Origin of the sequence: Streptomyces sp. NBC_01089 (genome assembly GCF_045162975.1) — a bacterium.
Lineage (GTDB): Bacteria > Actinomycetota > Actinomycetes > Streptomycetales > Streptomycetaceae > Streptomyces.
In genome coordinates this window covers 4382432-4398639 of sequence record NZ_CP108660.1, presented here as the reverse complement: position 1 = coordinate 4398639, position 16208 = coordinate 4382432, and the positions used below count along the sequence as shown (strand labels likewise).

The window sequence follows — 16208 nt, the reverse complement described above, 5'->3', positions numbered from 1 at the left end:
CCGTGCGAGTTTCTCGCGGGGTACGGCTGCGAACCTGGTCCTGTGGAGCAGTTTGGAGTGCTCGCCACCCTGTCAAGGTGGAGGCCGCGGGTTCAAATCCCGTCAGGACCGCAGTGGGAAGTACGTGCGACAGCACAGCAGAAGGGCCCGCATCCTCGCCGGATGCGGGCCCTTCTGCTGTGCCCGGCCCGCTGCCGCCCCCGCACGCGTCTTGACGGCGCGTCCCGCCCACGAGTACTCAGACAGCAGGGGCTCGCCGGGCAGTGGAGGCCCGGAGGGCGGCGAACGCCCCGGGGGCGGCAGGAGGTCGGCGTATGGCGGCTGCGACGCGACACGAGACACGGGCGCTGCTGCGCGCCCATCTGGCGGCCGCTGTGGGCCACCGCCACCTCACCCGGCACTGCGCGGTCTGCCACCGGCTGCTGCGGCTCGCGATGGAGCAGTCCGCCCCCGATGAGGAACGTCCACCGGCGCGCCGGTGAACCATGCTGCCCGCCGGGTCTGTCCGTGACAGGCTCGGGTTTGGCAAGTGCTCTGCCGTGTGACGGGTGTCACGCAAAGAGTTTTGAAAAGGAGTGAACTTAACCCCTCCCTACAACGCCCCAATTTAATATGTGCCATTGCACTGCTGTGCGAGACGTAACCGGCGGCACACGCTGAGCCTCCGCGACCGCACTGACAACGGGACGACAGGGCTGAATCGGACGGCCGCCAACGGGCCCTGGGAGCGCGGCAGAAGACCCCGTACGAGCACACGGCGACCGGCCGGCGGCCCGGCCGCGGCGGCCCCGCACCGGCCCGAACAGGGCATGACGCAAAAAAGATCGCGCTGGACCCGGCGGAGTCCAGCGCGATCAAAAACGGAAGTCCGTTGGGGCGGACCGCCGTCAAGTGGAGCTATAACGGGCCGAACCGGGTTGGGGGACCCGAAAACGCCCGATTTATTAGGGTGTTCAGGCCTCGCTGCGCTGCTGCGGAATACCCGCGAGCAGAGCACGGACCTCTGCCTCGCGGTACCGGCGATGCCCACCCAGCGTTCGGATGGACGTGAGCTTGCCCGCCTTCGCCCAGCGGGTGACCGTCTTCGGGTCCACGCGGAACATCGTGGCAACCTCAGCCGGGGTCAGCAGCGGCTCGGCATCAGGGGTGCGAGCGGTCATGAGCGGCCTCCTCGGGAGAACCGAACCATCTCGGTTCTTTCCTCTAAATTCTGCACCTTGACCCGCGTTGCCCGAAATGGCGGACACGGGCCGAGTCGGTTATAGGACGAACGGCTTGTCTTCGGCACTACAACTACACCATCCGTCCAGCCGCGTCGGCCAAACCGATGGAATTGCCCTCTCAGGCGCTCATCAGCGGCCGAAGCCCGATGGACCATGCCATAGCGGACAGTCACGCCCCAGTGACGATCAGTCACATGGTCATCAGGAGTCATGAGACCCCCCATAGAGTGCAATGCCGAGGAATCCGCCCTTACTTGGACGGACGGAGCCCTCCCCGGACTCCTTGTCCTATTTTGACACGAGGGTGGGGGATGGGCGCAAGGCCCCGGTTAGTGCGGTCCGTCACGCTTGACTTAAAGGCCCGGATCAGGACCAAGGACCTTTCCGCAGAGCAGCACCCACAGTGTCACCCACGGCGTCACCCGCGGCCCGCGCCGCCGGTTCGGCCCGCGGGCCGACGCGAATCCGCCGTCGGCCACGCCGTCGGCCCGCCGTCAGTTCGCCGTCAGTTCGCCGTCTGCCGTGCCCGGACGGCCCGCCAGCGGTCCGCGAGGCGCTCGTACGCGGCATCCGCCGTCTCCTCGTCGCCCGCGCGCAGCGCGGCCACCGCGGCCGCCACATCGGCGGCCGAACGGTCCTCGGCCAGCTGCTCGTCGGACAGGGCGTGCACCAGACCGCCGTAGTCGAGCTCGACCAGCGACCTGGGGTGGAACTCCTCCAGCCACTTCCCGACATCGACGAGCCCCTCGGTGAGCGGGCCCTCCTCGAAGTGTTCCCTGAGCGTCTTCAGCGACCGGGCCAGCCGGCGCCTGGCCTGCACCATCGGCGTCCGGTAGCGCATCACCGGCGGCGCTCCGGCCACCTCACCGTCACCGGTCCCGGCCTTCTCGTACTCGCGCTCCTCGTCGTCGAAGAGCGTGAACCAGCGCACCGGGACATGCCAGACCGTCGTCCGGATCCACGGCCGCGCGTCCGGGTTCCGCTCGAGCCAGCGCTCGTAGTCGGCGGCCGCCTGCAGACGCACCACCGGCGGGAGCACGACATCGAGCACCGGCTCCGGATACTGCGCCGCCAGCGACTCCAGCGCCTGCCAGCCGCGCAGCCTGGTCCGCCAGGGGCAGACGCAGACCACACCGTCCAGCTCGGCCACGAACGCGTCGGCGCTCTCGTGCACCGGGACGGCCACCGGAGGCGTCGGCAGCAGATCCGCCAGCGAACGCCGGAGCTCGTCCTGTGCCGTCGGCAGCTCGCTGCGCCGCGCATAGCGGGCCCAGTGGTCGCGCTCGGCCTCCGGAAAGGCCGCCAAGGGCTCGTACACCCGCAGGTAGGACGTATAGGGGACGATCACTGAGGACACCACCGCCATAAGGTGAATCGTCCCATGTCATTGCTCCACGAGGGGGTGATCCTCGGCACTGCGCCTGATCCGCGGACGCGCAGGGCCTAATCTGCTGCCATCCGGCCCTCTCCACCCGTAAGAGGGCCGCCGCCTCGTACTTGGGAGTCACCACCGTGACCGATATGACCGGCGCTCCTGCACCTGACGTCCCCCTCGCCCCGGACGCCCCCGGCGCCCGCGCCGACGTGCTGCACACCCTGTTCCACTCGGACCAGGGCGGACACGAGCAGGTCGTCCTCTGCCAGGACCGTGCCTCCGGCCTCAAGGCCGTGATCGCCATCCACTCCACCGCCCTGGGCCCGGCCCTCGGCGGCACGCGCTTCTACCCGTACGCGAACGAGGCTGCGGCCGTCGCCGACGCGCTGAACCTCGCACGCGGAATGTCGTACAAGAACGCCATGGCCGGTCTGGACCACGGTGGCGGCAAGGCCGTGATCATCGGCGATCCCGAGCTGGTCAAGACGGAGGAACTCCTCCTGGCCTACGGCAGGTTCGTCTCCTCGCTCGGCGGGCGGTACGTGACGGCCTGCGACGTCGGCACCTATGTCGCGGACATGGACGTGGTGGCGCGCGAGTGCGCCTGGACCACCGGCCGTTCCCCGGAGAACGGCGGCGCGGGCGACTCCTCGGTGCTGACCGCCTTCGGCGTCTACCAGGGCATGCGGGCCAGCGCCCAGCACCTGTGGGGCGACCCCTCGCTGCGCGGCCGCAGGGTCGGTGTCGCGGGCGTCGGCAAGGTCGGTCACCACCTCGTCGGGCATCTGCTGGCCGAGGGCGCCGATGTGCTGGTCACGGACGTACGCGAGGACTCCGTGCGCCGCGTCACCGACAGCCACCCGGGCCGGGTCACGGCGGTCGCCGACACGGACGCGCTGATCCGCGCCGAAGGGCTCGACATCTACGCCCCGTGCGCGCTGGGCGGCGCGCTCAACGACGCGTCGGTGCCGGTGCTCACCGCGAAGGTGGTGTGCGGCGCGGCCAACAACCAGCTCGCCCACCCCGGCGTCGAGAAGGACCTCGCGGACCGGGGCATCCTCTACGCCCCGGACTATGTGGTGAACGCCGGCGGGGTCATCCAGGTCGCCGACGAACTCCACGGCTTCGACTTCGACCGCTGCAAGAAGAAGGCAGCCAGGATCTTCGACACCACGCTGGCAATATTCGCACGTGCAAATGAAGACGGCATTCCACCGGCCGCGGCGGCCGACCGGATCGCCGAGCAGCTGATGGCCGCGGGCCGTTCCGCCCGCGAACACTGACCGTGCGCACCCGCTGACCCGCTGTCGGGGAGACGTGACTCACCCCCGTCGGCGGGTCGGCCGCCGAGAAGAGGTTAAAATCGCAGTTGACCAGCGAGGACAGGGCTCCTCGCCGGTTCTGTGAAGCGGCGCTTCCCGCGGGCGGCGTACCGTATGGCCGCGGAAGCAGGTACCGTTGAAGCCCTACGGACCGGACTCTTCACGGAGAGTCCGTTCCGAATCATGAACGGGTGTCAAGACTCTGGGGCCGTCGAGCCCCGTCACCGAGGGGGTCGAGCCATGGGGCGCGGCCGGGCAAAGGCCAAGCAGACGAAGGTCGCCCGCCAGCTGAAGTACAGCAGCGGCGGGACGGACCTGTCACGTCTGGCCAATGAGCTGGGCGCATCTCCTACGAGTCAGCCACCGAACGCGGAGCCGTTCGAGGACGACGAAGAGGAAGATGACCCGTACGCACAGTACGCGGATCGTTACAACGAGGATCAGGACGAGGACGACGAGTCCGGTCCTTCGTCTCAGCGCCGCGGCGCTTGACGTACAACACCTCGCAGCATTCACCGGCGCCGTCTCCGGCTGCGCCGTCACACTGACCCGGTCCAGGGCCTGCGCCTCGGACCGGGTTCAGTGCTGTCCACCCTGTGCACCGGCCTCCCCGAGCCGCACGGGCAGCCCGTCGTGACCGCACCCACCCGGCCTGTGACCTGGTGTGCAGCACCCCGTCGGCCTGCCCTGCCCGTCCGCTGATCCGCTCCGCGCCGCCTACTTGGCGTAGTCCCCGGTCAGCTCCGCACCCGAGGCGTGATCGCCGCGTCCGGTGATCTCTCCGGCGACCCAGGCGTCCAGGCCGCGGTCCTCGAAGGTCGCCAGCGCCGAGTCCACCGACTCCGCAGGCACGACGGCCATCATGCCGACCCCCATGTTCAGGGTCTTCTCCAGCTCGAGCCGCTCGACCTGCCCGGCCCCGCCGACGACGTCGAAGACCGCTCCCGGGGTCCACGTCGAGCGGTCGACCGTGGCGTGCAGATGGTCCGGGATCACCCGGGCCAGGTTGTTGGCCAGTCCGCCGCCGGTGATGTGGCTGAAGCCGTGCACCTCGGTCGTACGGGTCAGCGCCAGACAGTCCAGCGAGTAGATCCTGGTCGGCTCCAGCAGCTCCTCGCCGAGCGTCCTGCCGAACTCCGCGATCTCCCGGTCCAGCGCCCAGCCGGCCCGGTCGAAGACGACATGGCGCACCAGCGAGTACCCGTTCGAGTGAAGTCCGGACGACGCCATCGCGATCACTGCGTCACCCTCGCGGATCCGGTCGGGGCCCAGCAGCCGGTCCGCCTCGACCACGCCCGTACCGGCGCCCGCGACGTCGAAGTCGTCCGCGCCCAGCAGCCCCGGGTGTTCGGCCGTCTCGCCGCCGACCAGGGAGCAGCCGGCCAGCACACAGCCTTCGGCGATGCCCTTCACGATCGCGGCGACCCGCTCGGGGAAGACCTTGCCGACGCAGATGTAGTCGGTCATGAAGAGCGGCTCGGCGCCGCAGACGACCAGGTCGTCCACGACCATGCCGACGAGGTCGTGGCCGATGGTGTCGTACACGCCCATCTTCCGCGCGAGGTCGACCTTCGTGCCCACCCCGTCGGTGGCGGACGCGAGCAGCGGCCGCTCGTAGCGCTTCAGGGCCGAGGCGTCGAAGAGGCCGGCGAATCCGCCGAGGCCGCCGAGGCCCGCGACCTCGGGGCGCTGCGTCTTCTTCACCCACTCCTTCATCAGCTCGACGGCGCGGTCACCGGCTTCGATGTCGACGCCGGCAGCCGCGTAGCTGGCACCTGCGGCCTGGTGCGGGGCGCGCTCGGGAGATTCAGCAGACATGGTTCTGGGACTTTCGTGTCGTCCTGCGGGGCCTACGGGCGACGGAGCGCCTCGGCGGCGGCGGTGCTCGCCGGTCCGGCCGCGAGCTCGGTCTCCAGCAGCTGTTTGCCGAGCAGCTCGGGGTCGGGCAGTTCCATCGGGTACACGCCGTCGAAGCAGGCGCGGCAGAGGTCCGGCTTGTCGATGGTGGTGGCCTCGATCATGCCGTCGATGGAGATGTACGCGAGGGAGTCGGCGCCCATCGAGGTCGCGATCTCGTCCACGGACATGCCGTTGGCGATCAGCTCGGCCCGGGTGGCGAAGTCGATGCCGAAGAAGCACGGCCACTTCACGGGCGGGGATGAGATCCGGATGTGGATCTCGGCGGCGCCCGCCTCGCGGAGCATCTTGACCAGGGCGCGCTGGGTGTTGCCGCGGACGATCGAGTCGTCGACGACCACCAGGCGCTTCCCGCGGATGACTTCCTTCAGCGGGTTGAGCTTGAGACGGATACCGAGCTGGCGGATCGTCTGGGACGGCTGGATGAAGGTCCGGCCGACGTAGGCGTTCTTGACGAGGCCCGAGCCGTACGGAATCCCGCTCGCCTCGGCGTAACCGATCGCCGCGGGCGTTCCCGACTCGGGCGTCGCTATCACCAGGTCGGCGTCCGCCGGGGCTTCGGCGGCCAGCTTCCGGCCCATCTCGACCCGCGAGAGGTAGACGTTCCGGCCCGCGATGTCCGTGTCGGGGCGCGCCAGATAGACGTACTCGAAGACACAGCCCTTGGGCTTCGCTTCTGCGAAGCGGGTGCTGCGCAGACCGTTCTCGTCGATGGCGATCAGCTCGCCGGGCTCGACCTCGCGGACGAAGGCGGCGCCGCAGATGTCGAGGGCGGCGGACTCGGAGGCCACCACCCAGCCACGCTCCAGACGGCCGAGGACCAGCGGGCGGATGCCCTGCGGGTCACGGGCCGCGTAGAGGGTGTGCTCGTCCATGAAGACCAGCGAGAAGGCGCCCTTGGCCTCGGGCAGCACCTTGGGCGCCGCGTCCTCGATCGTGAGGGGCTTGCCGTCGTCATCGGTCTGGCCCGCGAGGAGCGCGGTGATCAGATCGGTGTCGTTGGTCGCAGCCAGCTGCGTGGAGCGGCCGTGCTCCTTGGGCAGCTCGGCGACCAGCGCGGCCAGCTGGGCCGTGTTCACCAGGTTGCCGTTGTGTCCGAGGGCGATCGAGCCGTGCGCGGTGGCACGGAACGTCGGCTGCGCGTTCTCCCACACCGAGGCTCCGGTGGTGGAGTAGCGGGCATGGCCCACCGCGATATGGCCCTGGAGAGAGCTGAGAGAGGTTTCGTCGAAGACTTGTGAGACCAGACCCATGTCCTTGAAGACCAGGATCTGGGACCCATTGCTCACTGCGATGCCCGCGGACTCCTGTCCACGGTGCTGCAGGGCATACAGTCCGAAATAGGTGAGCTTGGCGACCTCTTCGCCCGGAGCCCAGACACCGAAGACGCCACAAGCGTCCTGGGGGCCTTTCTCTCCGGGGAGCAGGTCGTGGTTGAGTCGTCCATCACCACGAGGCACGCCACCGAGTGTAGGCGAGATCGACCACTGGTCCGAATTGGGGATCCGCCGCCGCACCCTTTCCGACCGGTGCGTGACGCTATGCGGTGGCGCGGATTCCGGTTCCATCGTGGGCCGTGAGCGTGAGTGTGCGGTGCTGGATTCCGTAGCGCACAGGCCCGTGCAACGCCTTGAGCAGGTGCCTCTCCAGGGTCATGGCGGGCGTCTTGCACATCATGCGGGTGGTGGTGAGCGGCCCGAAGGTGAGGGTGCTGTCCGTGACCTTTGCCATACCGCTGACCCGGTTGCAGCCCAGGTTTCCACGCACCGAACCGTCCTTCGCGAAGGTCAGCCGCGCCGTGCCGGCGGTCCCCCGCGGAAGGGTCGACACGCTCGCGCCGTCGGTCAGCGCGTCCACCTTCCATGCCGTTCCGACGAGCGGAGCGGGCCGCTCGGCAGGCTTCCTGGTGAGGGTCACGGAGTCACCTTTCGCTGTACGCAGAGTGAGCTTTCCGCCGCTGAGGTGGACGGAGAGCTTGCCGGTGAGTGTCTTGCGGAGAGCGGTCTCGTAACTCTGCAGATTCTTCGGGCAGCCGATCAGCGTGCTGGTGGCGGCGCCGACAGTGACGGTGTCGTCCTTGACCGTGACCGGCGCGCTGAAGTGGTTGCAGCCGGACGAGCCGTTCAGCCGTCCCTTCTCGAATGCGATGCCGGCACCCGCCGGGGCCTTCCGCACGGCGCCGGCGGCCGAGACGCTGTCGACGGTCCAGCCGGTCCCGGCGAGAGGCACGTCAGGCTCGGCCGGGTTGTTCGAACCCGGTGTTCCTTTTTCCGTGCCGCAGGCGGCCAGTGCGCAGAGGGCCAGGGCGGCGACGGCGGTACGTTGCGTGTACATGGCCGTTGGACGGGACGGGCGGGGTGTCCGGTTCCCCTGATTTCCGCTCCGTTCGCAAGGCCCCGCCATGGGGCCCTCCCTTTCCGCTCCGTTCGCAGCGACCCGGCCCTGAGTCCCTCCGTCCCGGCTCCCGTTCAGCTCATGACCGGCAGCAGGGCCGACAGGTCGGCGCGCTCGCCGCTCGCCGCGACGTCGGCGCGCTCCACCGCCGCCTGCCACTCCGTACGCCCGGTGGCCAGCCGGACCCAGCTGAGCGGGTCGGTCTCGACGACGTTGGGCGGGGTGCCGCGGGTGTGGCGGGGGCCCTCGACGCACTGGACCACGGCGTACGGCGGGATCCGCACCTCCGTCGACGCGCCGGGCGCCTTGACCGCGAGGGCGTCCGCGAGGAGCCGGGTGCAGGCGGCCAGGGCCTTCCGGTCGTACGGGATGTCCAGGCCGGTGGCCGCGTTCAAGTCGTCGGTGTGGGCGACCAGTTCCACACAGCGCGAGACCAGATAGTCGCCGAGCGGCATGGCACCGACACGGGTGGCGAGCAGCCGCTCGCCGTCGGCGCCGGGCAGCCGCTCGGCGATCCGGTCGGCGGTGCGGCCGAACAGCTCAGCCGGGGCGGAGGCGGCGGCTATCGCCCTGACGTCGTCGGAGATCTGGTGCGCGACGGGAGCGGTGGCGAACGGCCACTCCAGCAGGGTCAGTTCCTGGACGGCCGGCGGCTCCTGGTCGAGAGAGCGGCTGACGCTCTCGACAGCCATGGCGAGATGCGCGGCGAGCTCGCGCACGGTCCAGTCACCGAGCCGGGTGGGCAGGGCGAGCTGATCGGGCGTGAGGGCGCTCACGGCACTCCTCACGTGCTCGAACTGGGCCAGCACGGCGGCACGGGTGATGACGAAGTCGTAGCGGCGGGCGCGCTTCTGGGACGGCGGCATGGAAGTGAGTCTAGGTGGTGGGTCCGACAACAGCCCTGCCACCTTGACCCGTTCACTTCAAGCCACATAGGTTCTGCCGTCCGGCCCGTCAACCGTGACGGGCCGCTCTGCATGACTTTTCCGTATGACTTTGGGGGGACCGAAGTGAACTGGTATCTCGATGTGATCAAGAACTATGTGGGCTTCAGCGGGCGCGCACGCCGCCAGGAGTACTGGATGTTCACGCTGTTCAGCATCATCATCAGCATCGTGCTGACGATCATTTCCTCGGCGGTGCTCGACAGCAACTGGCTCAGCGGCCTCTACACCCTCGCCGTACTGCTGCCGACGCTCGCCGTGACCGTGCGCCGCCTGCACGACACCGGCAGGTCGGGCGGCTGGATCTTCATCGCGCTCGTCCCGTTCGTGGGCTGGATCATCCTGATCGTGTTCCTCGCCACCGAGGGCCAGCGACAGGCCAACTCCCACGGGCCCGACCCGAAGGCGGCCGCCGCCTACTGAGCCGGCCGCCACCGGACGGAAACGGCACCGGACGTGGACGACACCGGACGGAAACAGCACCCGACGTAGACGCCACCGGACGTGACGACATCGGCCCCCAGGACCAACCGGTCCTGGGGGCCGACCCGTCGCACAAGCCCGGGATCACCTCACCCGGCTCAGGCGAACAGCCCCGGGACCGTGGCCTCGTGAGCGCTCCTCAGCTCGCTCAGCGCGATGCTGAACTCGCCCTGGACCTCGATCTCATCGCCGTCCACCACACCGATACGGGTGACCGGCAGCCCCCGCGCCCCGCACATGTCGTTGAAGCGGAGCTCCTCGCTGCGCGGGATCGAGACGACCGCGCGCCCCGCCGACTCCGAGAACAGGAAGGTGAACGCGGAGAGACCGTCGGGGACGATCAGCCGCGCGCCCTTACCGCCGCGCAGGCAGGACTCGGTGACCGCCTGGATCAGACCGCCGTCGGACAGATCGTGCGCGGCGTCGATCATGCCGTCGCGCGACGCCGAGATCAGGATCTCCGCGAGCAGCTTCTCGCGCCCGAGGTCGACCCGGGGCGGCACCCCGCCGAGGTGGTCGTGGACCACCTGCGACCAGGCCGAACCGCCCAGCTCCTCACGGGTGTCCCCGAGGAGGTACAGCAGCTGGCCCTCCTCCGCGAACGCCATCGGCGTACGGCGGTTGACGTCGTCGATCACACCGAGCACCGCGACCACGGGCGTCGGATGGATGGCCGCGTCGCCGGTCTGGTTGTACAGCGACACATTGCCGCCGGTGACCGGGGTCCCCAGCTCCAGACAGCCGTCCGCGAGACCACGGGTGGCCTCGGCGAACTGCCACATCACCGCCGGGTCCTCGGGCGAACCGAAGTTCAGGCAGTCGGAGATCGCGAGCGGCTTCGCGCCGGTGGTGGCGACATTGCGGTACGCCTCGGCCAGCGCCAGCTGAGCGCCCGCGTACGGGTCGAGCTTCGCGAACCTGCCGTTGCCGTCGGTCGCCATGGTCACGCCCAGATTCGACTCCTCGTCGATCCGGACCATGCCCGCGTCCTCGGGCATCGCGAGCACCGTGTTGCCCTGCACGAAACGGTCGTACTGATCGGTGATCCACGCCTTCGACGCCTGGTTGGGCGACGCGACGAGCCGCAGGACCTGCTCGCGCAGCTCGGTCGAAGTGGCCGGGCGGGGCAGCTTGTTGGCGTCGTCGGCCTGGAGGGCGTCCTGCCAGTCGGGCCGGGCGTAGGGCCGGTTGTACGTGGGCCCCTCATGGGCGACCGAACGCGGCGGCACATCCACGATCTGCTCGCCGTGCCAGAAGATCTCCAGCTGCGAGCCCTCGGTCACCTCACCGATGTCGGTGGCGATGACGTCCCACTTCTCGCAGATCGCCATGAACCGCTCGACGTGCTGCGGCTCCACGATCGCGCACATACGCTCCTGCGACTCGCTCATGAGGATCTCCTCGGGCGAGAGCGAGGAGTCACGCAGCGGGACGGTGTCCAGCTCGACGCGCATCCCGCCGGAACCGGCGCTGGCCAGCTCGGACGTGGCGCAGGACAGTCCGGCGCCGCCGAGGTCCTGGATGCCCGCGACCAGCTTCTCGCGGAAGATCTCCAGGGTGCACTCGATGAGGAGCTTCTCCTGGAACGGGTCGCCGACCTGGACGGCCGGACGCTTCGCGGGACCGGTCGACTCGAAGGTCTCGGACGCCAGGACCGAGACGCCGCCGATGCCGTCACCGCCGGTACGGGCGCCGTACAGGATGACCTTGTTGCCGGTGCCCGAAGCCTTCGCGAGGTGGATGTCCTCGTGCTTCATCACACCGATGCAGCCCGCGTTGACCAGCGGATTGCCCTGGTAGCAGGCGTCGAAGACGACCTCGCCGCCGATGTTCGGCAGCCCCAGGCAGTTGCCGTAGCCGCCGATGCCCGCGACCACACCCGGCAGCACCCGCCGGGTGTCGGGGTGGTCGGCCGCACCGAACCGCAGCGGGTCGACGACCGCGACGGGGCGGGCCCCCATGGCGAGGATGTCGCGGACGATGCCGCCGACGCCGGTCGCCGCGCCCTGGTAGGGCTCGATGTACGAGGGGTGGTTGTGCGACTCGACCTTGAAGGTGACCGCGTAGCCCTGGCCGACGTCCACGACACCGGCGTTCTCCCCGATACCGACGAGCATCGCGTCGTTGACCGGGACCTTCTCGCCGAACTGCTTGAGGTGCACCTTGCTGCTCTTGTACGAGCAGTGCTCGGACCACATCACGGAGTACATGGCGAGCTCGGCGCCGGTCGGACGGCGGCCGAGGATCTCGCGGATCCGCGCGTACTCGTCCTCCTTGAGGCCGAGCTCCTTCCAGGGCTGCTCGGCCTCGGGGGTCGCCGCTGCGTGCTTGACGGTGTCGAGGCGGCCCTTGGCGGCGCTCTCGTTGCGTTCAGTCGTCATGCGTTGACCAGCTTCTTCAGGATCGAGGAGAAGAATCCGATGCCGTCGGTACGCCCCGTACCGATCAGCGGCTCCACGGCGTGCTCGGGGTGCGGCATCAGGCCGACGACATTGCCCGCGGCGTTGGTGACACCGGCGATGTCGCGGAGCGAACCGTTCGGGTTGCCGTCGAGATAACGGAAAGCGACCCGCCCCTCGGCCTCCAGCTCATCGAGCACCCGCTCGTCGGCCACGTAACGGCCGTCGATGTTCTTGAGGGGTACGGAGATCTCCTGGCCGGCGGTGTAGTCGGCGGTCCAGGCGGTCTCCGCGTTCTCCACGCGCAGCTTCTGATCGCGGCAGATGAAGTGGAGATGGTTGTTCCGGAGCATCGCGCCCGGCAGCAAATGCGACTCGGTCAGGATCTGGAAACCGTTGCAGATACCCAGGACCGGAAGACCGGCCTTCGCCTGCTCGATGATCGTCCCCATCACCGGCGAGAAGCGCGAGATGGCACCGGCCCGCAAATAATCGCCGTACGAGAAACCACCCGCCAGGACGACCGCGTCGACCTGCTGGATGCCCTTGTCGCGATGCCAGAGCGAAACGGGTTCGGCGCCCGCGATGCGTACGGCGCGCAGGGCGTCCCGGTCGTCGAGCGTGCCCGGAAAAGTGACGACCCCGATACGAGCTGTCACTTCTCTGCCTCCACCTTCACGGTGAAGTTCTCGATGACGGTGTTGGCGAGGAACGTTTCGGCGAGCTCGTTGATACGGGCGAGGGCGGCGTCATCAACCGGCCCATCGACCTCCAGCTCGAAACGCTTTCCCTGACGTACGTCGGCGATTCCATCGAAGCCGAGACGGGGCAGTGCACGCTGCACCGCCTGTCCCTGCGGGTCGAGGATCTCCGGCTTGAGCATGACGTCGACTACGACGCGTGCCACTGGCACTCCCGGTGTGTGGTGCGAAGGCGGTCCCATCACACTACCTGCCCACAGATTCTACGCGGGTAGATATCGACCGGGGCCGATCACGTTCAGATATCGGCCGCGACAAGATGCCGACAACGCACCGACAACCCACCGACAAGACACAGACAACACCGGAGGAAAATCCTCGAAAAAATCGGCCTACCGGATTGCACTCGGACACGCGCATGTAATTGGGTGGGCTTCACAATGCGACGCCTTCCGCTGTACAAAGGAATTGGCGTAACTCAAAATCAGCCGCAAGGCCGACATCACAGCACGTCAGCACAGTGACACGCCTGCGTGACACCGTGCAGGCGCGATGATGTCGAAGGAAAGGACCGAAGTCCGTGGCTCAGCGAGTAGTGGTCACGCTCTCCGACGACATCGACGGCGGGGAAGCGGCGGAAACGGTCACCTTCGGTCTCGACGGGAAGTCGTACGAGATCGACCTCAATACCGCCAATGCAAAGAAACTGCGCAAGTCGCTGGCCCCGTTCCTGGAGGCGGCTCGAAAGCAGTCGAAGTCGGGCAAGACCTACCGGCACACATCGGTGGCCCCGGATCCGGCGGCCGTCCGCGCCTGGGCCCGGTCGAACAAGATGGAAGTACCGGCCAGGGGGCGCATCCCGAAGAAGGTCTACGAGGCGTTCAACGCGGCGGGCTGACCGGGGGCGCGGCGGGCGGCGCGGCGGGCGGCGCACATCCGGCCGGCTCGCGGTCGGTTCGCGGCGGGCTCTCCGCCGGTTCACCGTCGGCTCGTGGCAGTCGGCGGTCGGCTCGCGGTCGGTCGGCAGGGGTGGCCGACTCCCCCTCGGTGTGCCCGACTTGCATTCCACCCCTGCTGGTCAGCTAGAGTCTGGAGCACGCCGAAGGGCGAGGCCGAAAGGCCCCGTTCGAAGCAGCGTGCGGGTGTAGTTCAGTAGTAGAACATCCCCCTTCCAGGGGGAAGGCGCAGTGTGCAATTCCTGTCACCCGCTCTGCATCCCTCTCCGTACCGGTCCACTCGGACCGTCGGGTAGGATGGTGCTCGCACCGCCCGGTGAAAGCCGGTCGGCTGCAATCTGCGGACGTAGCTCAGTTGGTAGAGCGCAACCTTGCCAAGGTTGAGGTCGCCAGTTCGAACCTGGTCGTCCGCTCAGCAGCAGGAACAGAGAAGCCCCGGTCGGAATCCGACCGGGGCTTCTCTGTGATTACGGCCGGCGATTCCGGCCTCCCGGGATGGCCGGCCTCCTGCAATGCGCAGAGCCACCTGGGATTCGCAGGAGGCGGGGATTCCAGCCCATGGCGTTCCTCATGGCGTCTGATGACATATGTCATCGGGCGGGGGGACGGGCCGGGGGCAGCCTGGATGCATGACAGATGTGATTGAGGTCGCAGACCTACGGCGCAGCTATGCCGGTGGGTACGAGGCGGTGGCCGGCGTCTCGTTCTCGGTGGCCGCGGGGGAGCTCTTCGCGCTGCTGGGGACGAACGGCGCGGGAAAGACCTCCACCGTGGAGCTCCTGGAGGGGCTGGCGCCACCGAGCGGCGGACAGGTGCGCGTGCTGGGACACGATCCGTACCGCGAGCGTGCCGCCATCCGGCCGAGGACGGGCGCCATGCTCCAGGAGGGTGGATTCTCCCCCGAGCTGACCGTGGCCGAGACGATCCGGATGTGGGCGGGCTGCACGAGCCGGGCGCGGCCGGTTGATGAGGCCATGGAGATGGTGGGGCTCAGCAGGCGGTCCGGCATCCGGGTGAAGCAGCTGTCCGGCGGTGAGAAGCGGCGGCTGGATCTGGCGATGGCCCTGCTGGGCCGCCCCGAGGTGCTCTTCCTCGACGAGCCGACGACCGGGCTCGACGCCGAAGGACGCAGGGAGACCTGGGAGTTGGTGCGCGAGCTGCGCGACAGCGGCACGACGGTCCTGCTGACGACCCATTATCTGGAGGAGGCCGAAGTCCTGGCCGACCGGCTGGCGATCCTGCACGAGGGCCGAATAGCGGCCGAGGGCCGGGTGGACGAGGTGGTGGCCGCACAGCCCTCACAGATCTCCTTCTCCCTGCCCGAGGGGACAGCGGTCGGCGATCTGCCGCCGCTGGGAACGTACGTCCGCACGGGCGGGGACATCCAGCTGCGGACCGATGAGCTTCAGCGGTCCGCCACCGAACTCCTGCTGTGGGCCAGGGATCACGACATCGAGCTGCGGGGGCTCGATGTCCGGTCGGCCTCGCTGGAAGAGGCATTTCTCGGTATCGCACAGAAGCAGGAGGCCACACGGTGAGCACGACGGGGGAACGCACGGAGGGCCGCAAGGAGGACCGCACGAAGGGCGGCCGTGGGGCGGGCGACCGTGCGGCGGGCCGCGCGGCGGATGACCGGACCGCCGGAGGGCGGATGGTGGGCGCGGGGGAAGGACGGGCGACGGGCGCGGCGGCCGGGCCCGGTGCTGGGGGCGGAGCGCGGGTACGGGCGCTCGACACGGGCCGGATGCTCGCTCTGGCCCGCGCCGAGCTGACGCTGCTCGGCCGCAGCAAGGCTTCGCTGTTCACCATGCTGGTGCTGCCCATCACGATGACCTTCGTGATCTCTTCAGCGACCGACCAGGACACCCTGGACAAGGCCGGGCTGACGGCCGGCGCGGTGCTGCTGCCCGGGGGAATCGCGTTCGGCCTGCTCTTCGCTCTGTACAACGGCGTGGTGGGCGTCCTGGTGGTCCGCCGTGAGCAACTGGTGCTCAAGCGGCTGCGCACGGGCGAGGCACGGGACACGGAGATACTGGCCGGGGCCGCGCTGCCCTCGGTGGTCATCGCGCTGGTGCAGTGCGCGGTCCTGTCGGCAGGTTGTGCGGTGGTCTTCGACATGGGCCTGCCGCCCGCGCCGCAGCTGCTGATCGTGGGTGTCGCCCTCGGGGTCGTGATGCTGACCGCGCTGGGCGCGGCGACGGCGGGGATCACCAAGTCCGCCGAGGCCGCCCAGCTGACGGTCATCCCGCTGATGCTGGTGTCGATGGCGGGGTCCGGCGTGCTCGTCCCGCTGGAGATATTCCCCGACCGGCTGGCGTCGGTGTGCGAGCTGCTGCCGCTGACTCCGGTGGTCGAGCTGGTACGGGGCGCCTGGACCGGGTCGTTGTCCGCGTACGACGCCCTGGGGCACGTTCTGACGGCGGTGGCCTGGACGGTCCTCTCGGTGTTTGCTGTACGCCGGTGGTTCCGCTGGGAGCCACGGCGCTGACCATGG

16 protein-coding genes and 3 tRNA genes are annotated in these 16208 nt (G+C 68.9%); 10 read left to right on the top strand and 9 right to left on the bottom strand.

The features are described 5' to 3' along the window. Nucleotides 1-36: 36 nt before the first annotated feature. Nucleotides 37-111: transfer RNA gene (locus OG510_RS19585), tRNA-Asp, on the top strand. Between the two features lie 203 nt (nucleotides 112-314). Beyond that, nucleotides 315-482, top strand: coding sequence for a DUF6274 family protein (locus OG510_RS19580; RefSeq protein WP_203599569.1), 168 nt, complete (start codon nucleotides 315-317; stop codon nucleotides 480-482). 471 nt (nucleotides 483-953) lie between these two features. On the opposite strand, the gene bldC is transcribed toward OG510_RS19580, so the two are convergent. After that, on the bottom strand, nucleotides 954-1160 hold the full coding sequence (bldC, locus tag OG510_RS19575; protein ID WP_003949541.1) for a developmental transcriptional regulator BldC: 207 nt from the start codon (nucleotides 1158-1160) through the stop codon (nucleotides 954-956). 568 nt (nucleotides 1161-1728) lie between these two features. Beyond that, nucleotides 1729-2589, bottom strand: a complete 861-nt coding sequence (locus tag OG510_RS19570) for a hypothetical protein (protein ID WP_406138372.1) — start codon at nucleotides 2587-2589, stop codon at nucleotides 1729-1731. Between the two features lie 155 nt (nucleotides 2590-2744). Here OG510_RS19570 and OG510_RS19565 point away from each other — a divergent pair, with 155 nt between their 5' ends. Together OG510_RS19565 and OG510_RS19560 are read left to right on the top strand one after the other, a co-directional pair. Then, nucleotides 2745-3881 (top strand): Leu/Phe/Val dehydrogenase, encoded by a 1137-nt coding sequence (locus OG510_RS19565; protein WP_406138370.1) that lies wholly within the window; start codon nucleotides 2745-2747, stop codon nucleotides 3879-3881. 279 nt (nucleotides 3882-4160) lie between these two features. After that, nucleotides 4161-4412, top strand: coding sequence for a DUF3073 domain-containing protein (locus OG510_RS19560; protein WP_164263978.1), 252 nt, complete (start codon nucleotides 4161-4163; stop codon nucleotides 4410-4412). A gap of 225 nt (nucleotides 4413-4637) precedes the next feature. Here OG510_RS19560 and purM read toward each other — a convergent pair whose 3' ends face one another. From purM to OG510_RS19540, 4 genes are all read right to left on the bottom strand, one after another. Further along, the gene (purM, locus tag OG510_RS19555) at nucleotides 4638-5738 is read right to left on the bottom strand and encodes a phosphoribosylformylglycinamidine cyclo-ligase (RefSeq protein ID WP_406138369.1); all 1101 of its coding nucleotides are present in this window, start codon (nucleotides 5736-5738) and stop codon (nucleotides 4638-4640) included. A gap of 32 nt (nucleotides 5739-5770) precedes the next feature. Beyond that, nucleotides 5771-7297 (bottom strand): amidophosphoribosyltransferase, encoded by a 1527-nt coding sequence (gene purF / locus OG510_RS19550; protein ID WP_406138368.1) that lies wholly within the window; start codon nucleotides 7295-7297, stop codon nucleotides 5771-5773. A 79-nt stretch (nucleotides 7298-7376) separates the two neighbouring features. Next, the gene (locus OG510_RS19545; protein WP_406138367.1) at nucleotides 7377-8171 is read right to left on the bottom strand and encodes an META domain-containing protein; all 795 of its coding nucleotides are present in this window, start codon (nucleotides 8169-8171) and stop codon (nucleotides 7377-7379) included. A gap of 134 nt (nucleotides 8172-8305) precedes the next feature. Beyond that, nucleotides 8306-9097, bottom strand: coding sequence for a sterol carrier family protein (locus OG510_RS19540; RefSeq protein WP_406138366.1), 792 nt, complete (start codon nucleotides 9095-9097; stop codon nucleotides 8306-8308). Between the two features lie 144 nt (nucleotides 9098-9241). On the opposite strand from OG510_RS19540, the gene OG510_RS19535 reads away from it, so the two are divergent. Beyond that, nucleotides 9242-9598: a DUF805 domain-containing protein gene (locus OG510_RS19535; protein ID WP_406138365.1), complete on the top strand. Its 357-nt coding sequence runs from the start codon at nucleotides 9242-9244 to the stop codon at nucleotides 9596-9598. A 158-nt stretch (nucleotides 9599-9756) separates the two neighbouring features. Here the strand turns inward: OG510_RS19535 and purL are convergent, their stop codons facing one another. Genes purL through purS form a run of 3 tightly spaced genes read right to left on the bottom strand, consistent with a single transcriptional unit; the run spans nucleotide 9757 to nucleotide 12964 of the window. Further along, nucleotides 9757-12039, bottom strand: a complete 2283-nt coding sequence (gene purL / locus OG510_RS19530) for a phosphoribosylformylglycinamidine synthase subunit PurL (RefSeq protein WP_406138363.1) — start codon at nucleotides 12037-12039, stop codon at nucleotides 9757-9759. Next, nucleotides 12036-12716, bottom strand: a complete 681-nt coding sequence (gene purQ / locus OG510_RS19525; RefSeq protein ID WP_164263992.1) for a phosphoribosylformylglycinamidine synthase subunit PurQ — start codon at nucleotides 12714-12716, stop codon at nucleotides 12036-12038. Before purQ ends, purL begins: the two co-directional genes overlap by 4 nt. Continuing rightward, nucleotides 12713-12964: a phosphoribosylformylglycinamidine synthase subunit PurS gene (purS, locus tag OG510_RS19520; RefSeq protein WP_266855405.1), complete on the bottom strand. Its 252-nt coding sequence runs from the start codon at nucleotides 12962-12964 to the stop codon at nucleotides 12713-12715. Before purS ends, purQ begins: the two co-directional genes overlap by 4 nt. Before the next feature lie 374 nt (nucleotides 12965-13338). On the opposite strand from purS, the gene OG510_RS19515 reads away from it, so the two are divergent. The 5 genes from OG510_RS19515 to OG510_RS19495 all read left to right on the top strand — a co-directional run bounded on the left by OG510_RS19515 (nucleotide 13339) and on the right by OG510_RS19495 (nucleotide 16202). Continuing rightward, entirely contained in the window at nucleotides 13339-13656 is a 318-nt protein-coding gene (locus tag OG510_RS19515) for an Lsr2 family protein (protein ID WP_164263995.1), read from the top strand. A gap of 240 nt (nucleotides 13657-13896) precedes the next feature. Continuing rightward, a tRNA-Gly gene (locus OG510_RS19510) sits at nucleotides 13897-13968 on the top strand. Between the two features lie 86 nt (nucleotides 13969-14054). Next, nucleotides 14055-14127, top strand: a tRNA-Gly gene (locus OG510_RS19505). A gap of 216 nt (nucleotides 14128-14343) precedes the next feature. Beyond that, nucleotides 14344-15252, top strand: a complete 909-nt coding sequence (locus OG510_RS19500; RefSeq protein WP_406138361.1) for an ABC transporter ATP-binding protein — start codon at nucleotides 14344-14346, stop codon at nucleotides 15250-15252. Nucleotides 15253-15458: 206 nt separating this feature from the next. Next, a complete protein-coding gene (locus OG510_RS19495) occupies nucleotides 15459-16202 on the top strand; it encodes an ABC transporter permease (RefSeq protein ID WP_406142460.1) in 744 nt (247 codons plus the stop codon). Nucleotides 16203-16208 lie beyond the last annotated feature (6 nt).